Annotated in this window: 15 protein-coding genes and 1 pseudogene; 10 read left to right on the plus strand and 6 right to left on the minus strand. The window is 69.1% G+C overall.

Annotated features, from left to right (window positions below; translation table 11 throughout):
- Positions 1-117: 117 nt before the first annotated feature.
- A complete protein-coding gene (locus Q664_RS28170; RefSeq protein WP_043402566.1) occupies positions 118-1,590 on the minus strand; it encodes a sensor histidine kinase in 1,473 nt (490 codons plus the stop codon).
- 72 nt (positions 1,591-1,662) lie between these two features.
- Between Q664_RS28170 and Q664_RS28175 the strand changes: the two genes are divergently transcribed.
- The 3 genes from Q664_RS28175 to Q664_RS28185 all read left to right on the plus strand — a co-directional run bounded on the left by Q664_RS28175 (position 1,663) and on the right by Q664_RS28185 (position 4,517).
- Positions 1,663-2,466 carry a hypothetical protein gene (locus Q664_RS28175; RefSeq protein ID WP_043402569.1) on the plus strand — a complete coding sequence of 268 codons (804 nt, stop codon included), beginning with the start codon at positions 1,663-1,665 and terminating at the stop codon, positions 2,464-2,466.
- A 439-nt stretch (positions 2,467-2,905) separates the two neighbouring features.
- Positions 2,906-3,694, plus strand: coding sequence for a hypothetical protein (locus Q664_RS28180; RefSeq protein WP_043402571.1), 789 nt, complete (start codon positions 2,906-2,908; stop codon positions 3,692-3,694).
- A 169-nt stretch (positions 3,695-3,863) separates the two neighbouring features.
- A complete protein-coding gene (locus tag Q664_RS28185) occupies positions 3,864-4,517 on the plus strand; it encodes a hypothetical protein (RefSeq protein WP_235216909.1) in 654 nt (217 codons plus the stop codon).
- A 91-nt stretch (positions 4,518-4,608) separates the two neighbouring features.
- Here Q664_RS28185 and radA read toward each other — a convergent pair whose 3' ends face one another.
- Complete coding sequence (gene radA, locus Q664_RS28190) at positions 4,609-5,970, minus strand: DNA repair protein RadA (protein ID WP_043402577.1); 1,362 nt, start codon at positions 5,968-5,970, stop codon at positions 4,609-4,611.
- Between the two features lie 211 nt (positions 5,971-6,181).
- On the opposite strand from radA, the gene Q664_RS28195 reads away from it, so the two are divergent.
- The 6 genes and pseudogenes from Q664_RS28195 to Q664_RS28220 all read left to right on the plus strand — a co-directional run bounded on the left by Q664_RS28195 (position 6,182) and on the right by Q664_RS28220 (position 11,188).
- The gene (locus Q664_RS28195) at positions 6,182-6,451 is read left to right on the plus strand and encodes a GlsB/YeaQ/YmgE family stress response membrane protein (protein ID WP_043402580.1); all 270 of its coding nucleotides are present in this window, start codon (positions 6,182-6,184) and stop codon (positions 6,449-6,451) included.
- A 161-nt stretch (positions 6,452-6,612) separates the two neighbouring features.
- On the plus strand, positions 6,613-7,644 hold the full coding sequence (gene bioB, locus Q664_RS28200; RefSeq protein WP_043402583.1) for a biotin synthase BioB: 1,032 nt from the start codon (positions 6,613-6,615) through the stop codon (positions 7,642-7,644).
- An 83-nt stretch (positions 7,645-7,727) separates the two neighbouring features.
- Positions 7,728-8,852 carry an 8-amino-7-oxononanoate synthase gene (bioF, locus tag Q664_RS28205; protein WP_084610422.1) on the plus strand — a complete coding sequence of 375 codons (1,125 nt, stop codon included), beginning with the start codon at positions 7,728-7,730 and terminating at the stop codon, positions 8,850-8,852.
- A 107-nt stretch (positions 8,853-8,959) separates the two neighbouring features.
- A pseudogene (gene bioD / locus Q664_RS28210) lies at positions 8,960-9,637 on the plus strand (dethiobiotin synthase); the annotation flags it as partial.
- A 64-nt stretch (positions 9,638-9,701) separates the two neighbouring features.
- Positions 9,702-10,019, plus strand: coding sequence for a hypothetical protein (locus tag Q664_RS28215; RefSeq protein ID WP_233166341.1), 318 nt, complete (start codon positions 9,702-9,704; stop codon positions 10,017-10,019).
- Positions 10,016-11,188: a pyridoxal phosphate-dependent aminotransferase gene (locus Q664_RS28220; protein ID WP_043402589.1), complete on the plus strand. Its 1,173-nt coding sequence runs from the start codon at positions 10,016-10,018 to the stop codon at positions 11,186-11,188. The genes Q664_RS28215 and Q664_RS28220 overlap by 4 nt, the downstream gene beginning before the upstream one ends.
- 9 nt (positions 11,189-11,197) lie before the next feature.
- Here Q664_RS28220 and Q664_RS28225 read toward each other — a convergent pair whose 3' ends face one another.
- The 4 genes from Q664_RS28225 to Q664_RS28240 all read right to left on the minus strand — a co-directional run bounded on the left by Q664_RS28225 (position 11,198) and on the right by Q664_RS28240 (position 16,165).
- Positions 11,198-11,635: a citrate lyase holo-[acyl-carrier protein] synthase gene (locus tag Q664_RS28225; protein WP_043402591.1), complete on the minus strand. Its 438-nt coding sequence runs from the start codon at positions 11,633-11,635 to the stop codon at positions 11,198-11,200.
- A gap of 202 nt (positions 11,636-11,837) precedes the next feature.
- On the minus strand, positions 11,838-12,308 hold the full coding sequence (locus Q664_RS28230; RefSeq protein ID WP_043402594.1) for a response regulator: 471 nt from the start codon (positions 12,306-12,308) through the stop codon (positions 11,838-11,840).
- Positions 12,309-12,488: 180 nt separating this feature from the next.
- Positions 12,489-14,603 carry an OPT family oligopeptide transporter gene (locus Q664_RS28235; protein ID WP_052518760.1) on the minus strand — a complete coding sequence of 705 codons (2,115 nt, stop codon included), beginning with the start codon at positions 14,601-14,603 and terminating at the stop codon, positions 12,489-12,491.
- Positions 14,604-14,713: 110 nt separating this feature from the next.
- On the minus strand, positions 14,714-16,165 hold the full coding sequence (locus Q664_RS28240; protein ID WP_043402596.1) for an FAD-dependent oxidoreductase: 1,452 nt from the start codon (positions 16,163-16,165) through the stop codon (positions 14,714-14,716).
- A 272-nt stretch (positions 16,166-16,437) separates the two neighbouring features.
- Here Q664_RS28240 and Q664_RS52745 point away from each other — a divergent pair, with 272 nt between their 5' ends.
- Entirely contained in the window at positions 16,438-18,297 is a 1,860-nt protein-coding gene (locus tag Q664_RS52745; RefSeq protein WP_160174522.1) for a methyl-accepting chemotaxis protein, read from the plus strand.
- Position 18,298: the final 1 nt, after the last annotated feature.

Here is an 18,298-nt window from a genome sequence, read left to right on the forward strand (position 1 = left end):
CCCGGCGACCTCTTGTCCGGCACGACGGACCGGCTGTCGTCCGCGCAACAGGTCTTCCAGGGCCTCGCATTTCCGTGAAGCACACGCAGCGTGCGGGGGCTCGCCGGGCCGCCTGCTTCACGGGCGGTCGGGTGCCGGGATGAGGGGGAGGGTGAGCTCGAAGGTGGTGGTGCCCGGGTGGGGGACGAGCCGCAGGTCTCCCCCATGGGCCCGGGCAATCTTGCGGGACAGGGGCAGGCCCAGGCCGGTGCCCTTCTCCCGGGTGGTGAAGAAGGGCTCGAAGATGCGCTCGCGTTCGGTTTCCGGCACACCGGGCCCGGAGTCCTCGACGCGGATGGTGTAGCCGTGGCCCTCGCCTCGGCCCGTCACGCGCACCTTGCCGCCGGGGGGCGAGGCCTGCACTGCGTTCTTCACCATGTTCACCAGCGCGGCCGTCAGCAGGCTGCCATCCGCCTCGAGCACCGCGGGCTCGGCCACCACCTCCACCGTCACCTCGCGGGCCGCCGCGTCCGCCGCGAGCAGGACGCTGGCCTCCGTGAGCAGCTCCGGCGCGGCCACGGGCGAGCGCGACAGCGGCTGCTCCCGGGCGAAGGCGAGGAAGTCCTCGACGATGCGCTGGAGGTACTCCACCTCGTGCTGGATGCGCGCCACGTGCCCGGTGGCCTCCGCGTGGGCGCCGGCCTTCAGGTCCTCGGCGAGGATCCCCGAGAAGAGGGAGATGCCACCGAGGGGATTGCGCACCTCGTGGGCCACGCCCGCGAGCATCAGCTTGAGCTGCCGGTCGCGGCTCTCCAGGGCGCCGCGCATGACCTCGAGCTCGCGCGCCAGCACGCCGATCTCCCGCGTGGGCTCGGGAGGCACGGGCGTGGTCAGGTCACCCCGGCCGATGCGCAGCGCCGAGGCCATGAGCCGGCGCAGGGGCCGCGCCAGTCCGCGCGCGGTGAGGATGGCGACGAGGCCGAGCACCAGGAGCGCCACGCCGCTCGCCGCCGCGAAGCTGCGGGACAGGCGGGCGAGGGGACCGAAGAAGGCGGCGCTGCCCTCCACGGCCACCGCGCCCACCACCTGGCCCTCGCGGCGCACCGGGGCGTAGCCGGTCTTGTAGAAGCGTCCATCCGAGCCGAGGAAGAGCACCTGGCTGGCCGCGCGCTCACCGGAGAAGACCCGGGACAGCTCGAGCCTGTCCCGCGCGAGCTCGGGGACCTCGGTGCCCACCGGGAGGTTGCCGCCCACGTCCGCGCGGACGCGGCCCTGCGTGTCCACCACGTACAGGCGCCGCACGCCGCTCGAGTCTCGGACCTCGGTGAGCAGGCGCACGAGGTTGCGCCACGTGCGCGTACCCGAGGTGTCGTCACCGGGCTCGATGGTGAGCATGCGCTCGCCGCTGACCTGACTCGCCGCGGCGGCGGCGATGGCGGAGAGGCTCGTGCCCAGCTCTTCCTCGAGGATGGAGCGGGCCAGGGCGTAGACGGCCGTGCCCGTGAGCGCGAGGAAGAGCAGCGTGGGCAGCAGGAAGGCCACGAGCAGGCGCGCCGAGAGCGAGCCCAGCGCATCCTTCAGGCGGGAGGTGAGGGGAGGCGGGGTGGACATGGGGGAAGACGGTTCCGCACTCTACACCGGCGCCTGGTTGCGGGCTGGAGCCGGTTTGATAGGACGCGCTCCATGACGTCCGGACAGACCGCTTCGTTGCAACTGCCGTCGTTCCTGCATGGCACCTTCCGCTCGGCGCGGCAGAAGGCGAAGCGGGAGGGCCTGCGCTGTGGCGAGCATTACAAGAAGGACGGCACCTTCCTGCTTCCCCGGCAGATGGTGGATGTGCCCCCGGGTGAGGTGGTGATGGCTCACGATCTGGTGGACTTCCAGCACGAGCGCCCGGCCTGGCGGCTGTACCTGGTGTCGGATGTCATGAGTGGGTTGCGCGAAGCAGTGAACTGGCAGAACACGTTACTCGTGAGGGATGCGTACGAGGACTTCTGCCTGGAGACGGCCTGGGGCGCGCTCCACTTCGCCCTCGCGCAGATGGGCCCGGTGAGTGCACAGCGCACGGCCAAGCGCCTGCGGGCGGTGCTGCGCTTCTGGGAACCGCTCCGGTCCGCGCGCTACCTCTTCAAGACGCCGGGGACAGCGCAAACGCTGGAGGAGGTGATGCTGGCCTCCTGTGACTGGGCCATGGATGCGTGGTGCCCGGTGGGAGATGACTCCGTGCGCGGGCGGCTGGCGATGGCGGCGGAGCGCATGGCGCGGGCGACGCGGGAGGATTGTATCGAGGCCATCCTCCGGGAGATGCCGCGAGCCTTGGCGCATGCCGGGAAGTTGAAGCACGGCGGGGCATTTGCTGACCCTGACTTCCAGCGAGAGCGCCTCGACTCGCTCGACTCATGGTCCTTCGACCGGGTCTCTGCTGCATGTACTGGGCATCTGATCTGGCTGTTGACCATCTGGGATCGCGAGCTTGAGAAGCATTAGGAAGCGTTCCGTCTGACGCTCTCCTCTGGGGGGATCTCACCGGTAGTGTGCCGGTGGGTGGGGTGCACCCGGTGACCTGACTGCAGAGGGCCTGGAGATTCCCGTTGCTCCCCGCTTCTACTTCTTCCTGACTCCGCAAGGATGCGCATGCGCGGAGCGGGAGGGGCACGTGAGCGCCACCATCAGCTGTCTACCCGTATCCTGGATTGCGCGGTGCGTCTCCCTGTGCCTCGTCTTGGTGCTCGCCGGCTGTGCTACGGACTCTGGCGGGCGGAGTCTTCCTGCCTGGCACTCGGAGACGCCACGGTTCGAGACGCCGCGAACTGCTGCTCCGCGACAGAGAGTCCTGTTGGCCATGAACGATGGCCCGGCGGGAGGTGTTTCAGCCGGCCCTGCGCCCCAGGGCTACAATGTACCCGGTCGGAAGCCGGATTCGAAGATGCCCTGGGAGTTCTTCATGGGCAATGCCTCACACCGGCTCGTTGCGTATATGTACGGCGTCAGACATCCGGAAAGTCTCGTCTATTACAACACCAAGCCAATCAAAGCCATCGTTGATGAGATGGAAGTTGGAGACTCGTCCCTGCTGCGCTCGGACGAGCGCGAGATACGTCCGGACATTACCGATGTCTCCCTCCTGGTTCTTTTCGAGATCAAGCCTTGGGATGAGCAGGCACTCAGGGAAGGCCGTGAGGAGGCGCGCAAGTACTTGATTGCACTCAACCGAGCCCTCTCTAACAAGATTCACTTCATGGGTGGAACGGACTTCCAGGGCGAGGTCCTCGTCCGCTTCCAGGGAGGTCAATATATCTGGCGCCTGGAATGGAAGAATCCTGAGCCCGGAGTAGTCCAGTACAAGTGGACGCGCAGCCAGCAACGCTTCGAGTCCCAGGCGGCAGCGTACGAGGCCGGGCAGTGGGTGGAAATCACCGTGGAGGAGTTGCGGCAGTACGGTGGCTGGGTGAGTCAGGCGGTGGAAGGAATGGTGGGTCGGCGGGAGCAACTCACTACCCTTCGAGGCACCATGGGAATGGTCATCGACCTCGTCGGCGGGGTTGCGACGACGGTCTTGTGGGGGTCGATTCAGGGAAAGATGGGGACGGGCATGGGGAGCCGAAAGCCGCCCACGCAAGGGGGCGGACAGGTCATTCCCTTCCCGGCGCGTCCCCCATCCACCACGTCTCCAGCGCAGATTCCGGCTGCGGCGGGCATGTCGCTTCCCCCCTAAGGGGCCGCTTGATAGGACATATTCGATGATGTCCGAACAGCCCGGTTCCCTACAACTGCCATCCTTCCTCCAGGGCAGTTTCCGCTCGGTTCAGCAGAAGGCGCACAGAGAGGGGATGCGGTGTGGCGAGCAATATCGCAGGGACGGTACCTTCCCCATTCCTCGGCAGATGGTGGAGGTCCCCCCAGGCGAGGTGGTGGTGGCGCACGAGGTGGTGGATTTCCAGCGCGAGCGTCCAGCCTGGCGGCTGTATATGGTGTCGCATGTCATGGGCGCCTTGGCTCCGGAAGGATTCAAGCCGTTCCCCGTGAGGCATGACTATGAGGCGTTCTTCAGAGAGACGGCCTGGGGTGCGTTGTTCTTCGCGACGACGCACATGGGGGCGGTGAGCGCGGAGCGTACGGCGCGGCGCCTCCAGGCGGTGCTGCGCTTCTGGGAGCCGCTTCAGTCCGCGCGCTATCTCTTCAAGAAATTGGGGGGGGCGCAAACGCTAGAGGAAGTGATGAGGGCTTCCTGTGACTGGGCCATGGATGCGTGGTGCCCGTTGGGAGACGACGCCGTGCGCGAGCGGCTGGTGGTGGCGGCGGAGCGCATGGCGCGGGCGACGCGGGAGGACTGTATTGAGGCCATCTTCCGGCAGATGCCCCGGGCCCTCGCGCATGCGGGCAAGTTGAAACACCGGCAGACGCTGGCCGACCTGGCCTTCCAGCGCGAACGCCTTGCCTCGCTCGACTCCTGGTCCTTTGAACGGGTGTCGGGTGCCTGTACGGGGCATCTGATCTGGTTGCTCACCTGCTGGGATCGGGAGCTCGGGATGCAGTAAGGGCCTATTTCGGTAGGAGGCTGCCCCATCGTTTCGCTTGAGGGGCAACCTGTCAGCAATGAGACCTGCCGAAACAGGCCGTGCCGCCTCCTCAGTCGAACATCGCTCCCAGTGCCTCGGAGAGTGTCTCGACTCCCACCACCTCCAGCTTCGTGCCCTCCAGCCGCCTCGCGCTCCCCTTGGGGATGATGGCCCGCTGGAAGCCCATCTTCGCCGCCTCCGCCAGCCTCGGCTCCACCTGGCCCACCGCGCGCACCTCGCCCGCCAGGCCCACCTCGCCCAGCACCAGCGTGTGCGCCTCCAGCGGCCGGTTCTGCAGGCTGCTCACCAGCGCCGCGCATACCGCCAGGTCGCACGCCGGCTCCGACAGCTGCATGCCTCCCGCCACGTTCACGAAGAGATCACACCCCACCAGCGGGATGTCCTCCTTCTTCTCCAGCACCGCCGCCAGCAGCGCCACGCGGTTGCCGTCCACTCCAATGGCCGTGCGCCGCGCCGTGCCGTAGCCCGTGGGCGCCACCAGCGCCTGCACCTCCACCAGCAGCGGCCTCGTCCCATTCAGCGTGCACGTCACCACGCTGCCCGCCTTGCCCGCCGGCCGCTCCGCCAGGAACAGCGCCGAGGGGTCCGGCACCTCCATCAGCCCCGCTCCCTTCATCTCGAAGACGCCAATCTCGTTCGTCGAGCCGAAGCGGTTCTTGTGCGCCCGCAGAATCCGGAACGGATGGCCACGCTCCCCCTCGAAGTAGAGGACGGTGTCCACCATGTGCTCCAGCACGCGCGGGCCCGCGATGGAGCCCTCCTTCGTCACGTGCCCCACCAGGAACGTCGGCACCCCGCTGCGCTTGGCGAACGCCATGAAGCGTCCCGCCACCTCGCGCACCTGCGAGATGCTCCCCGGCGCGCTGCCCAGCTCCGGCAGGTACATCGTCTGGATGGAGTCCACCACCAGCGCCCGCGGCTTGAGGCCCTCGGCCACCGCCAGCACCCGGTCCGCGTCCGTCTCCGCGAAGAGGTGGATGTCCTCGCTCTCCACCCGCAGCCGCTCGGCCCGCATCTTCGTCTGCCGCAGCGACTCCTCGCCCGACACGTACAGCACCGGGCCCCACCGCCCCAGCTTGTCCAGCGCCGCCAGCAGCAGCGTGGACTTGCCGATGCCCGGGTCTCCTCCCAGCAGCACCAGCGAGCCGTCCACCACTCCGCCTCCCAGCACCCGGTCGAACTCGGCGATGCCCGTGCGCCGGCGCTCCTCCTGCTCGCCGCTCACCTCGCGCAGCCGCACCGGCTTGGTCGCCCCTCCCGAGGCCCCCCACGCCGGGCGCTTCTCGTCCACCTTCGCCCCGGTCTCCTCCACCAGCGAGCTCCACGCGCCGCAGTCGGGGCACTTCCCCAACCACTTCGCCGACTGGTACCCGCACGCCTGACACGTGTAGTGCGTCTTTGCCTTCGCCATGGAACCCCTTGTCTATCCCATGGCACCCACGTTTCCCTCGCTTTCCCGCGCGCCTGCCCGCCCCTCCCCCCGAGCCGTCCGGAGAGCGGGCGGCCGGGCATGGGGGTCTCTCCCGGGCCTCCCCGTCAAGTTGTGCCTCGGGGCAGGGCTCCCCACTTTTCTTCCCAATCGGGGCCGCACATCGCGGCGCCCCAAGAAAGGGAGAACGGAGATGAGCATCATCTGGTTCATCGTGGTGGGTCTGGTCGCGGGTCTGCTCGCGCGTGCGCTCCTTCCGGGCCGCCAGTCCATGGGACTCGTGGCGACGATGCTGCTGGGTATCGTGGGCTCGTTCGTGGGCGGCTTCATCGGCTCGCTCTTCTCGCCCAGCCGAAGTGTCCTCGACCTGCAGCCCTCCGGACTCATCATGTCCGTCGTCGGCGCCATCGTGGTGCTACTCCTGGTGGGCTGGGCGGGCAGGGGCCGTCGCATCCACGCCTGATTTCCGGAGCCCGGTAGGGGAGGGGCACGCCCATCGTGCCCACCCCGCCGGGCTCCTCCTTCTCGGGGGGTGAACCGGGGTCGTCAACCCGGGCGCGCTGTGTGGTTGACAAGGGCGGTCCGCCCACGCACCGTGCGCGCTCCACACCCCCCGAGGAGCCCATGTCCGACTCCGCCGCCCACGATTTCCACGGTCACGCCCACTTCGCCGCTCCGCCTCCGGGTGTCGTCGTCCGCCATGACTGGACGCTCCCCGAGGTGCGCGCCCTCTATGAGCTCCCCCTGCTCGAGCTCATCCACAAGGCGCAGACCGTGCACCGCGCCGTCTTCCAGGACAACAAGGTGCAGCTGTGCTCGCTGCTGTCCATCAAGACGGGCGGCTGCCCCGAGGACTGCGGCTACTGCCCCCAGGCCGCGCGCTACCACAAGGACACCGGCCTGCAGGCCGAGAAGCTCATGTCCGTGCCCTCCGTGCTCGACGCCGCCTCCAAGGCCCGCTCCGCCGGTGCCACCCGCTTCTGCATGGGCGCCGCCTGGCGCGAGGTGAAGGACGGGCCCCAGTTCGACAACGTCCTGGAGATGGTCCGCGGCGTGAAGGCGCTCGGCATGGAGGCCTGCGCCACGCTCGGTATGCTCACGGAGAGTCAGGCGAAGCGCCTCAAGGAGGCCGGCCTCTCCGCCTACAACCACAACCTCGACACCTCCGAGGACAAGTACGGGGACATCATCTCCACCCGCACCTACCAGGACCGGCTGGAGACGATCGAGCGCGTGCGCCAGGCCGGCATCTCCGTGTGCTCCGGCGGCATCATCGGCCTGGGTGAGTCCGTGGACGACCGCTGCAAGCTGCTGCTCACGCTCTCCAACCAGGAGGTCCACCCCGAGTCCGTCCCCATCAACGCGCTCGTCGCCGTGAAGGGCACGCCGCTGCAGGACCAGAAGCCCGTGCAGACCGTGGAGATGGTCCGCACCATCGCCACCGCCCGCATCCTCATGCCCATGGCCATGGTCCGTCTGTCCGCCGGCCGCATGCAGATGAACGAGGAGGCCCAACTGCTGTGCATGCTCGCCGGCGCCAACTCGCTCTTCTTCGGCGAGAAGCTCCTCACCACCGGCAACCCCGAGTACACCCAGGACATGGCCCTCCTGGAGAAGGCCGGCATCCGCCCCCTGGAGCCGGATACGGCGCGGTGACGAGCCCGGATTCGCGGCACCCTCACCCCGTCCCTCTCCCGGAGGGAGAGGGGAGTGTGGCCACGGGGTGGGCCCGGGAGGACATGGACTCCCTGTCCTCCCGCGGGCTCAAGCGGTTCCTCGAGCCGCTCGACTCCCCCCAGGGCCCCCTCGTCCGTGTCGGAGGTGAGACGCTCGTCAATTTCTCCTCCAACGACTACCTGGGTCTCGCCGCCTCGCCCTCCGTTCGCGCCGCCGCCATGGCTGCCTTGGAGGTTCATGGGGTGGGCTCCGGGGCCAGCAGGCTCGTCGTCGGCGACACCACCGCCCACCAGCGCCTGGAGGCCCGGCTCGCCGCCTTCGAGCACGCCGAGGCCGCGCTCCTCTTCAACTCGGGCTACGCCGCCAACGTCGGCACCCTGCAAGCCCTCGTCGGCCCCGAGGACGCCGTCTTCTCCGACGCCCTCAACCACGCCTCCCTCATCGACGGCTGCCGCCTCTCGCGCGCCCGCACCGTCGTCTACCCGCATGCCGACGTCGAGGCGCTCGACCGCGCCCTCGCCTCCACTCCCGCACGCCGGCGTCTCGTCGTCACCGACACCGTGTTCTCCATGGACGGGGACCACGCGCCCCTGCGGGAGATCGTCGGCGTCTGCCGGGCCCACGGCGCCGCGCTCCTCGTGGATGAAGCCCATGCCACCGGCGTGTTGGGCTCCCGTGGTGCCGGGCTGTGTGAGGAGCTGGGGCTCTCCAGCGCCGTCGACGTGCGCATGGGCACCTTGAGCAAGGCCTTCGGCGTGCTGGGCGCGTACATCTGTGCCTCCCGCCCCGTGGTGGAGCTCGTCCTCAACCGCGCCCGGCCCCTCGTCTTCTCCACGGCGCTTCCCGCAGCCCTGTGCGCCGCCGCCGGGGCCGCCGTGGACATCGTCGAGCACGATGGGGAGCTGCGCGCCCGCCTGTGGCGCAACATCCGCCGCTTCTCCCAGGGCCTGCGCTCGCTCGGCTTCGCCGCCGAGCCCCGGAGCGCCATCTTCCCCGTCATCGTGGGCGAGCCCGGGCTCGCCGTCTCCGCCGCACGGGCGCTGCGTTCCAAGGGGTTGTTGGTGAAGGCCATCCGCCCTCCCACCGTTCCCGAGGGCACCAGCCGGCTGCGTTTCTGTCTCTCCGCCGCCCATACCGAGGGCCATGTGGACCTCGCCCTCGAGGGGCTGCGCTCGCTACGACTCTGAATCTCCGCGTGGGAGGTCATGTGGCAACTCGAGGTTCTCGGCACCCTCACCCCGTCCCTCTCCCGAAGGGAGAGGGGAAATGGCCGCGCTCCGAAGGGAAATGGCCGCGGTTCTTCGTCACCGGTACGGATACCGGGGTGGGGAAGACGCAGGCCTCACGAGCCCTGCTCTCCCTGCTCGCCGATGCCGGGCTCTCTCCCCAGGGGTTCAAGCCCTATGAGAGCGGGTGCGCCTCCCTCTCCGCTCCTTCCGACGCGCTCTCCCTTCGCGAGGCCGCTCGGAGTGACCTGCCGCTCGACATCGTCTGCCCCCACCGCTTCCGCGCGCCCCTCGCCCCCGGCATCGCCGCTCGCCGCCTCGGCCGCGAGCCGGATTGGAACACCACCCTCTCCGCCTGGGAGCGCGTCCGCCACGGCTCCGTCGTCGTCGAGGGCGCCGGTGGTCTCTTCGTCCCCCTCGACTCCTCCCACGACGTCATCGACCTCATCTCCACCCTCGCGCTCCCCGTCCTGCTCGTCGCCCGCGCCGGCCTGGGCACGCTCAACCACACCGCCCTGTCCCTCGAGGCCCTCGCCGCGCGCAACATCCCTGTTGCCGCCGTGCTCCTCTCGCGCGGCACTCCCTCTCGCGATCCCTCCGAGCGCGACAACCCCGCCCTCATCTCCGAGCGCCATCACATCCAGGTCCTCGGTCCAGTTCCCTACCTGGAAGATGCTCGCCGCCGTCACGCCGCCTTCCGCGAGGCGCTCGCTCCACTCGTGCCCGAACGCGCGCGAGGCCGATAAATCGGCCTCCGCGGCGATCCGAACGCGCGCGCGAGTGCAAGTTTTCGTGTTGCACGGCCGTGAAATGGACGCATGTTTCGATCTGCGCGAGAACGCCACGCGAATGGCGGACATCATCGACCTCTCGCTCCTCGCCGATGCAAGGCGCTACCTCTCCAAGTTGCTCGATGCGCGCGGTATCTCCTACTTCCTCCAGAAGGATGGTCAGCGGCTCTTCCACATCGAGCCCGCCAAGGTCGACCTCGTGGTCCGGACCGCCATCCGCTCCCGCGCTGACTCGCTGCCCTCTCCGCACCCGAAGGCCGTCGAGCACTGCCGCAAGGAGATCCGCCGCGAGCTGATCCGCCTCGTCGCCTCCGCCATGTTGCAGACGGGGCTGTGAGCGGCTTCTCCGCCCGCACCGGCTTCCCCCGCACCTGGAACCCCCTGGCCCGAGCGCTCGATGAGCGCCGCCAACGCGGGCTCCCCCTGCTGGATCTCACCGAGACCAACCCCACCCGCGTGGGCCTGCCCGCGCCCGAGCCGGCCCTGCTGGCCTCTCCCGGCGCCTTCGGTTACGCGCCCGAGCCCCAGGGGCTCCTCCCGGCCCGCGAGGCCGTGGCCGCGCACCTGGCCTCCCGCGGCGCCCACGTCTCCCCCGGGCACCTCGTCCTCTCGGCGAGCACGAGCGAGTCCTACGGCTGGCTCTTCAAGCTGCTGTGCGAGCCCGGGGACAACGTGCTCGTCCCCGCGCCCAGCTACCCCCTCTTCGAGTACCTCACGCGCCTGGAGGGCGTGGAGGCGCGCACCTACCGCCTGCCGCGCGCGCACGGCTTCGGCCTGGACGTGGAGGAGGTGGCCGCCGCACGGGACGCCCGCACCCGCGCCGTGCTCGTGGTGAACCCCGGCAACCCCACCGGCCACTACCTCCACGAGGGCGAGCTGGAGGCCCTGGGGCGGCTGTGCGCGGAGGCCGGGCTGGCACTCCTCTCGGACGAGGTGTTCTCCGACTTCGCCTGGGACGAGGAGCCGGGCCGGGTGCCCACCGTGGCCGGGCGCGAGCTGCCCATGCTCACCTTCTCCCTCTCCGGCCTGTCCAAGGTGGCGGGGCTGCCCGGCCTCAAGCTGGGGTGGACGCACGTGGGCGGGCCCGACGTCCTCCGCGAGGAGGCCCTGGCCCGCCTCGAGCTGGTGGCGGACACGTACCTGCCGGTGAACACGCCCGTGCAGCTCGCCCTGCCGGGGCTGCTGGCGCACGCGCCGCGCTTCCAACGGGCGCTGCTGGCCCGGGTGAAGGAGAACCGGCGCCGGCTGCTCCAGGCCCGCCCGGCGGACGCCCGCTGGGACGTCCTGCCCGCTCAGGGGGGATGGAGCACCGTGTTGCGCGTTCCACTGGCGCCCGGGGAGGAGGCCACGTGCCTGGCCCTGCTCGACGAGGGCGTGTGCGTGCAGCCGGGCTACTTCTACGACTTCACCGGCGGGGCCTTCCTGGTGCTGTCCCTGCTTCCAGCACCGGAGATCTTCTCCGCCGCGATGGAGCCGCTCGTGCGCGTGCTGGCCACGAGCGGATAGCGGCCACGCCTACCGGGAGGCCGCGCCGCCCACCGCCTCACGCGGCACCTTGCCCGTGGTCCCGAGGCTCCCGGCGAGGCCGTAGCATTCGATGCCCAGCTGGCGGTCCCACGCGGCGTCGCCCTCGATGCGGCTGGCCCGGCGGCGAGCCAGCAGGGCGGGCAGCTCCGAGACGAAGAGGCCGTAGTAGCCCGCCGCGTCCTCGAACATCTCCGCCGCCGCCGTGCCCAGCTCCTGCTCCAGACGCTGGAGCCCGGCGAGGAAGAGGTGCTGGCAGTCCTCGTTGGACGCGGTGCCCCGGGGCACGTCCAGCGCCAGCTCGATGATCGAGCGGCCGGACATGTTCCGGGCGAGCTCCTGACGCACCTTGTTGCGCTGCTCCCGTGCATCCAGGGCACGCGCCTCCTCGGCGCGCACCGAGGCTCGATTCACCAGGGCTGTGCTCATCGGCTCCTCCCCAGAGGCCCGGAAGTGGGCCCATGTCTCCATTCATTATTTGGAGACGCCTGACGCAGCGACGTGATGCGCCTGACGCGAGATAAGGACTGCCCGCTCGATCTTCATGCGAATGAGCAGGCGAGCGTTCTCCACCTGTCAGAGCGCTGCCCCCTGGGGACGGCGGCGTGCTCCAGTCGACAGCCTCCTCCGCCTACGCCGTCCTCCGGGGGGCGACGGCCGCGGAGGGCAGCTCGTTGAGCACCAGCCAGTACATGCCCAGCTGCCGTACCGCCTCGAAGAAGGCGGTGACGTCCACCGGCTTGTGGACGAAGCTGTTCACCCCCAGCTCGTAGCTCTCCACCAGGTCGCGCTCCTCCTTGGAGGAGGTGAGCACCACCACCGGCAGCGTGCGCGTCTGCTCGTTGGCACGGATGCGCCGCAGCACCTCCAGGCCGTCGATGCGCGGCAGGTGCAGATCCAACAGCACCACCTGCGGCCGGATGGAGGGATCCCGGTGGGCGTGCTTGCCCTGCACGAAGAGGTAGTCGAGCGCCTCGGCCCCGTCGCGCACCACCACCACCGGGTTGTGCAGGTTGCTCCTGCGGAACGCCCGGAGGGTCATCAGCTCGTCATCGGCATTGTCCTCGACGAGCAGAACGACACGCTGGCTGAGCTCATACATGGGACTCTCCTCTTTCGCGGATGCCGCCGGAGCCTCGGGACTCTCCTGTCTTCGGAGTTTTAACTGAAGTCCCGTTGAAATTCTACAGCTAAATTGGAGTCCTATTCCCGTAAAGAAAAGAAAAGCGCCCGGTAGGATGTTCTCCCACCGGGCGCTCCGGACTCACGAAGGAGGAGTGCTTCAGGCCTGCGAGGGCTGGCGCGAGATGCGGTACAGCAAGAAGCCCATGAGGGCGAAGGCGATGACGCCGATCAGATCATAGCCGCCCACGCCCACCGCGCCCTGGAGGGCGTGCTCCACCGACAGCTTGGAGATGGCGGCGTTGACGCCCTCGTTCACCGAGAGGATGGCCACCACGACGCCGGCCAGCGCGCCGCCGGCCACCAGGCCCGTGGAGAAGAGGTTGCCGGGCCCGAGCTCGGACTCCTCCACGTGCTCGCCCTTGCGCCTGGCCATGTAGTCGGAGAGGCCCTTGATGGCGCCGCCCACGAAGATGGGGGCGGTGGTGGACAGGGGCAGGTACGCGCCCACGGCGAAGGAGAGCGACTTGACGCCGCACAGCTCCATCGTGATGGACAGGAAGACACCCACCAGCACGAACTGCCAGTCCAGGTTGAAGGACAGCAGGCCCTTGATGAGGGTGGCCATGAGCGTGCCCTGCGGCGCGGGGAAGGCGGGCGAGCCGATCATGTGCTCGATGCCCTGGGCGCGCATCTCGGCGGTGGGTGTGTCCAGCAGCTTCATGGTGAGGCCGATGACGATGGCCGCGGCCACCGCGCCGATCATCAGACCGAGCTGCTGCGCCCTCGGGGTGGCGCCCACCAGGTAGCCCGTCTTCAGGTCCTGCGAGGTGGCGCCCGCGTTGGCCGCGGCGATGCACACCATGCCGCCCACGCACAGCGCCATGGGCTGGTACATGTCCCCCGTCCAGCCGATGCCCACGAAGATGAGGCAGGTGGCCATCAGCGTGGCGATCGTCATGCCGGAGATGGGGTTGGAGGACGAGCCGATGATGCCCACGATGCGCGAGGCCACCGTCACGAAGAAGAAGCCGAACACCACGATGAGGATGCCCAGCAGCAGCCGGCCGAACACCGTGCCCGGCAGGAAGGGCAGGGCGGCCATCACCAGGATGAGGCCCACGCTGCCGAAGAGCACGAAGGTGATGGGCAGGTCGCGCTCGGTGCGCTTCTGAGCGGCGGCGCCAGCGCCCTCCTTGAACGAGGCCAGGCTCTCCTTGAAGGCCGTGACGATGGTGGGCATCGTCTTGAGCAGCGTGATGAAGCCACCCGCCGCCACCGCGCCCGCGCCGATCTGCCGCACGTAGGCGTGGTAGATGGCGCTCGCCGTGTTGGCGAAGGTGTGCGTCGCCGGATCCCACCCGCCACGACCACCCGCCGTGGTGAGGCTCGTCAGGTAGCCCAGCTTCACCAGCTGCGCCGCGATGGTGTCCGGCGGAACCACCGAGGCCAGCAGCGGGATGATGCCCAGCCACGCCAGCACGCCACCGGCCACCAGCACGCCGGCAATCTTGGGGCCGACGATGTAGCCCACGCCCAGGTACTCGGGGGTGATGTCGCCATTGAGCGTGGCGGACGGGAAGTACTTGTTGGTCTGCTTCGTCACCAGCGCCGGCGTCTCGGCGATGAGCTTCACGATCTTCTGCAGCAGCGCGTACACGAAGGCGAAGCCCACGCCCTGGAAGGCGATCTTCGCCAGGTTGCCGCCCTTCTCACCGGCGATGAGCACCGAGGCGCACGCCGTGCCCTCGGGGTAGGGCAGGTTGCCGTGCTCCTTCACGATGAGCGAGCGGCGCAGCGGCACCATCATCAGCGTGCCCAGCACGCCGCCCAGCAGCGCCAGCGTGAAGATGGTCCAGTACTCGAAGAAGCTGGAGCCCTTGCTGTCGGTGCTCAGGAAGAGGAAGCCGGGCAGGGTGAAGACGACACCCGCGGCGATGGACTCGCCCGCCGAGCCGATGGTCTGCACCACGTTGTTCTCGAGGATCGTCGAGCCCCCCAGCTTCTTGAGCAGGGAGATGGCGAGCACCGCGATGGGGATGGAGGCGGAGACCGTCAGGCCGGCCTTCAGGGCCAGGTACACCGTGGCGGCGCCGAAGATGACGCCGAAGAGCACGCCGATGCCGATGGCCTTGGGCGTGAACTCGGCGACGTCGCTCCGCTCGGCGGGGATGTACGGCTGGAACTCCGCTGTCTTGACGACTTCGTTCGGGGCGGAGGCGGCCGCGACGGCAACGCTCCGAACCGCCTCGGACTTGGCTGCTTCAGGCTTCAATGGGGGCTCCCAGAAGGGGGACGACCGTGTCGGGGGTGGAGTTCTACAACTCCCTCCCCGGTCCTCCAAATGACCGCTGGGAGCCGGAGCCCAGGCAGGCGTGCGTGACGCTATGCGGCGACGTCCCGCTCGTTGGGTGCCGCCGGGGACGCCGTCCGCCCGGGCGCGGGCGGCAGGGTGGTGAGGTTGGCCCGCTGCTCCCTCGGGACGAACAGGCTCCTGAGGTTGTAGGCCATCAGCGCCGAGACGAAACCCGGTTGCAGCAGCCCCTCCATCCCCTTGCGCATGTGCAGCACCTCGTAGAAGGCGTGGCAGGCCTTCGCGTCCAGCGAGGTCAGGTCGATCATGTTCTGCACGGACCACTGCACGGCCTTCAGCCCGAAGGGCCGCTTGCCCCGGGCCTCCGGGTAGGCCAGGTCCATGGTGGTGGTGAGGAACCAGCACAGGCCGACGATCTTGCTCAGCTCCTTCTGGAAGCCGCGCGCCAGCCCCGCGTGCAGGCCGCCCGGCGAGGTGCGCGCCCGGGCCACCTTCTCCCCGAGCAGCTTCGCCCCGAGGCAGGCGACCGTCATGCCCTGGCCGAAGACGGGGTTGAGGGCGCAGACGGTATCACCCAGGAGGACGAAGCCCTCCGGGAAGCGCGCCATCTTCTCGTAGTGCATCCAGCGGCTCGTCGGAATCTTGTGCGAGACGGGCGTGCTCAGCGGCTTCGCGTCGCGGATGTATTCGTAGAGGTGGGGAGAGGGCAGCCCGCGCGCGAACTCCAGGAAGCCCGCGTCATCGGTGGGCGCGTGGTCTCCGAAGTACCCGTTGAGGCTGACGATCCACCGTCCGCCCTCCACGTTGGAGATGAAGCCCGAGCGCTTCGCCTCGGGGGCGCGGCCGTTCACGACCAGGATCTTCCACGCGTCGAAGTTCGCGGGGCGCTCGTAGAGCCGGCTCGTGTAGCCCAGATCGATGCCCACCTGCTCCTCTTCCGGGCGGCCGTAGCCCAGCTCCTCCAGCCAGTGGGGGGCCCGCGAGCCCCGGCCGCTGGTGTCCACCACCAGCCCGCCCTCGAGCATCCGCTCGCCCTCGGGGCCCTTCACCTTCGCCCCGGTGACGCGCGTGCGCGAGGCGTCCGTGAGCAGCTCCTCCACGCCATAGCCCTGCCACACCTCGACGTTCGGCAGGGAGGTGACCCGCGCGCGCACCTTCCACTCCAGGAAGGGCCGGGAGACGAGGATGGATTGGGGGCCTCCCTCGTAGCGGACCTTCCAACTGCCCGACTGGAACCAGGCGGCGTCCCGGGCCAGGTCGACGAGATCCGCGCCCTCGTGCACCAGGTCCTGCACCAGTCCGGGGAACAGGCCGTCCAGCACCGTCAGCCCGGCCTCCAGCAGGGCGTGGATGTGGCGTCCCTGCGGCGCGTTCTTGCGCGCCTCGGGGCCCTCCGGCAGCCGCTCCCGCTCCAGGATGATGACCTTCTCGAAATGCTCCGAGAGCACCCTCGCGCTCAAGAGTCCCGCCATGCTGCCGCCAATGACAATGGCCTGTCCGGGTCCTCGCTCGTTGGGAAGCACTCTCACCTCCTGATGTCCGGGCCGCTCGACTGCCTGCCGTGGGGGCTTGCGAGGATATGTGAAGCTGAAAAGAACCGGTACGGTCTCCTGGTGTGTGTTGACTGCTCGGAGAGGGTAGCAAGCCGCCCCGATACGGCGGGTCGCTTTGACGCGATGCTACAGGATGGATGGCGACACTCCTGCCGAGGGAGCGGCTTCACGCCATGTGCGTGCCGAGCAGCGCGGACGGAAAACGGCATTTCAGGCGAACAGTGTTAGAATGCCGCCCATCCATGAGCAACGCTGAGTTGAAGCGGCTGGTTCTCAAGTTCGTCCTGGAGCAGCAGTTGGCGATGCTGACGGCCCTGGGCCCCGTCGCCTACATGATCACGCTGACGCTGGGACTGCCTCCGGACCGGGCCTGGTTCGTCACCCTGGTCAATTTTGGCACGCTGACGCCGGTGTTCGGCGTCTTCATTCCCCTGGCACTCATCTGGTTCGAGCTGAAGAACGCGCTCGCGGCGCGCGCGGACGAGATGCCCGGCGAGCGGCTGAAGCGCATCCTCAAGGCGCCCCGGCGCATCGAGATGGGGGCGTGGCTGGGCTATGGCGTGTCGTGCGTGCTGTGGGCCGGCTGGCCCACGGTGCTGTACGGGCTGGATCCCTGGGACGTGCCGCTGACGGTGGCCTCGTTCCTGGTGCTGGCGAAGGTGGTGGGCATCCGCATGGCGCTGCGAATGGAGCGGCTGCTGCGCCCCTACGCGCTCGAGGAGTTCCACAAGTATCCGCAGGCGCGCGTGGACGACAGCGGGTTCTCGTGGCCGAAGATGCGCTGGTTCCTGCCCTACTGCTTCGCCCTCTTCGTGCTCGCCACGCTGACGGTGACGAGCATCATCGTCTACAAGAAGACGCAGTACGGCTTCGGTGAGCTGTTCACCAACCTGGCCCGGCTGGTGCCGGCCACGGTGCTGACGCAGCTGCGCGCGGACGTGGCCAGCATCCTGGGCACCATCGTGGTGCCGGTGGTGTGCGTCGGTGGCTTCATGATCTTCGCGGCCGCGTGGTGCGCCTGGGAGCTGGCGCGCCAGCAGAGCCAGGGCACCGAGGCCGTGCAGAAGTCCATCGAGTCGATCGCCTCGGGCCGGCCCTCGTTGCCGGACTGGGTGGCCACGGACGAGGTGGGTGACCTGTCCATCTCCACCGCGTCGGCCTTCGAGCGGCTGCGGACGTTCTCCTCCTCGCTGAGTGACTCGGCGCAGCTGCTGGGCACGTCCGCGGAGGCGCTCAACGACTCGCACAAGGATCAAACCGAGGCGCTCTCCATCCAGGCCGCGTCGCTCCAGGAGACGCAGGTCACCGCCCAGGAAATCAAGCAGACGTCGATGGTGGCCGCCCAGAAGGCGGAGGACGTGCTGCAGCAGGCCGAGCGCGCGGATCAGATCGGCCGCGCCGGTGAGGCCGCGCTCGAGAAGAGCCTCACGGGCATGCACGACATCCAGAAGCAGGTGATGGAGATGGCGCAGAGCATCCGCTCGCTGGACGAGCGGGCGCGGCAGATCGCCAACATCACCACCACGGTGAAGGGCCTGGCGGACCGCTCCAACATGCTGGCGCTCAACGCCGCCATCGAGGCGGTGCGCTCGGGCGAGCACGGCAAGGGCTTCAGCGTGGTGGCGCGCGAGATCCGCAGCCTGGCGGACCAGTCCATCAAGGCCACCTACAGCGTGCAGGGCATCCTGCAGGACCTGAGCGAGGCCATCCGCGTCACGGCGGACATGACGGAAGGCGGCTCCGTGAAGGTGCAGGGCAGCGTGCAGCAGCTGCAGTCCTTCGGTGAGAACATCCGGCAGCTGTCCGGCATCGTGCGCGACAACGTGAGCTCCGTGCGGCAGATCTCCGCCGCCGTGACGCAGCAGAACCAGGGCATCGGGCAGATCTTCCAGGCGGTGAACGACCTGACGAAGATCATGGACCAGACGATGTCCAGCCTGCGCACCAGCGACGAGGCCGCGGATCAGATGCGGCTGGTGGCCGAGCGCGTGAGCACCTTCGTGGGCGAGTACGACTGGCAGAGCCGTAAGCAGCGCGCCGCCGCCGCCTCCCTCCCGCCGCCGCTTCCGGGCACGGGCGGCGGTGACGCATCGGCCGCCTGAG

Source organism: Archangium violaceum Cb vi76 (assembly GCF_000733295.1).
Classification (GTDB): domain Bacteria; phylum Myxococcota; class Myxococcia; order Myxococcales; family Myxococcaceae; genus Archangium; species Archangium violaceum.

Bases quoted from the DNA above. Each gene is read 5' to 3' on its own strand.
- Q664_RS28170 (WP_043402566.1), bottom strand. From the start codon at position 1,590: ATGTCCACCCCGCCTCCCCTCACCTCCCGCCTGAAGGATGCGCTGGGC.
- Q664_RS28175 (WP_043402569.1), top strand. From the start codon at position 1,663: ATGACGTCCGGACAGACCGCTTCGTTGCAACTGCCGTCGTTCCTGCAT.
- Q664_RS28180 (WP_043402571.1), top strand. From the start codon at position 2,906: ATGCCCTGGGAGTTCTTCATGGGCAATGCCTCACACCGGCTCGTTGCG.
- Q664_RS28185 (WP_235216909.1), top strand. From the start codon at position 3,864: ATGGTGGAGGTCCCCCCAGGCGAGGTGGTGGTGGCGCACGAGGTGGTG.
- radA (WP_043402577.1), bottom strand. From the start codon at position 5,970: ATGGCGAAGGCAAAGACGCACTACACGTGTCAGGCGTGCGGGTACCAG.
- Q664_RS28195 (WP_043402580.1), top strand. From the start codon at position 6,182: ATGAGCATCATCTGGTTCATCGTGGTGGGTCTGGTCGCGGGTCTGCTC.
- bioB (WP_043402583.1), top strand. From the start codon at position 6,613: ATGTCCGACTCCGCCGCCCACGATTTCCACGGTCACGCCCACTTCGCC.
- bioF (WP_084610422.1), top strand. From the start codon at position 7,728: ATGGACTCCCTGTCCTCCCGCGGGCTCAAGCGGTTCCTCGAGCCGCTC.
- Q664_RS28215 (WP_233166341.1), top strand. From the start codon at position 9,702: ATGGACGCATGTTTCGATCTGCGCGAGAACGCCACGCGAATGGCGGAC.
- Q664_RS28225 (WP_043402591.1), bottom strand. From the start codon at position 11,635: ATGAGCACAGCCCTGGTGAATCGAGCCTCGGTGCGCGCCGAGGAGGCG.
- Q664_RS28230 (WP_043402594.1), bottom strand. From the start codon at position 12,308: ATGTATGAGCTCAGCCAGCGTGTCGTTCTGCTCGTCGAGGACAATGCC.
- Q664_RS52745 (WP_160174522.1), top strand. From the start codon at position 16,438: ATGAGCAACGCTGAGTTGAAGCGGCTGGTTCTCAAGTTCGTCCTGGAG.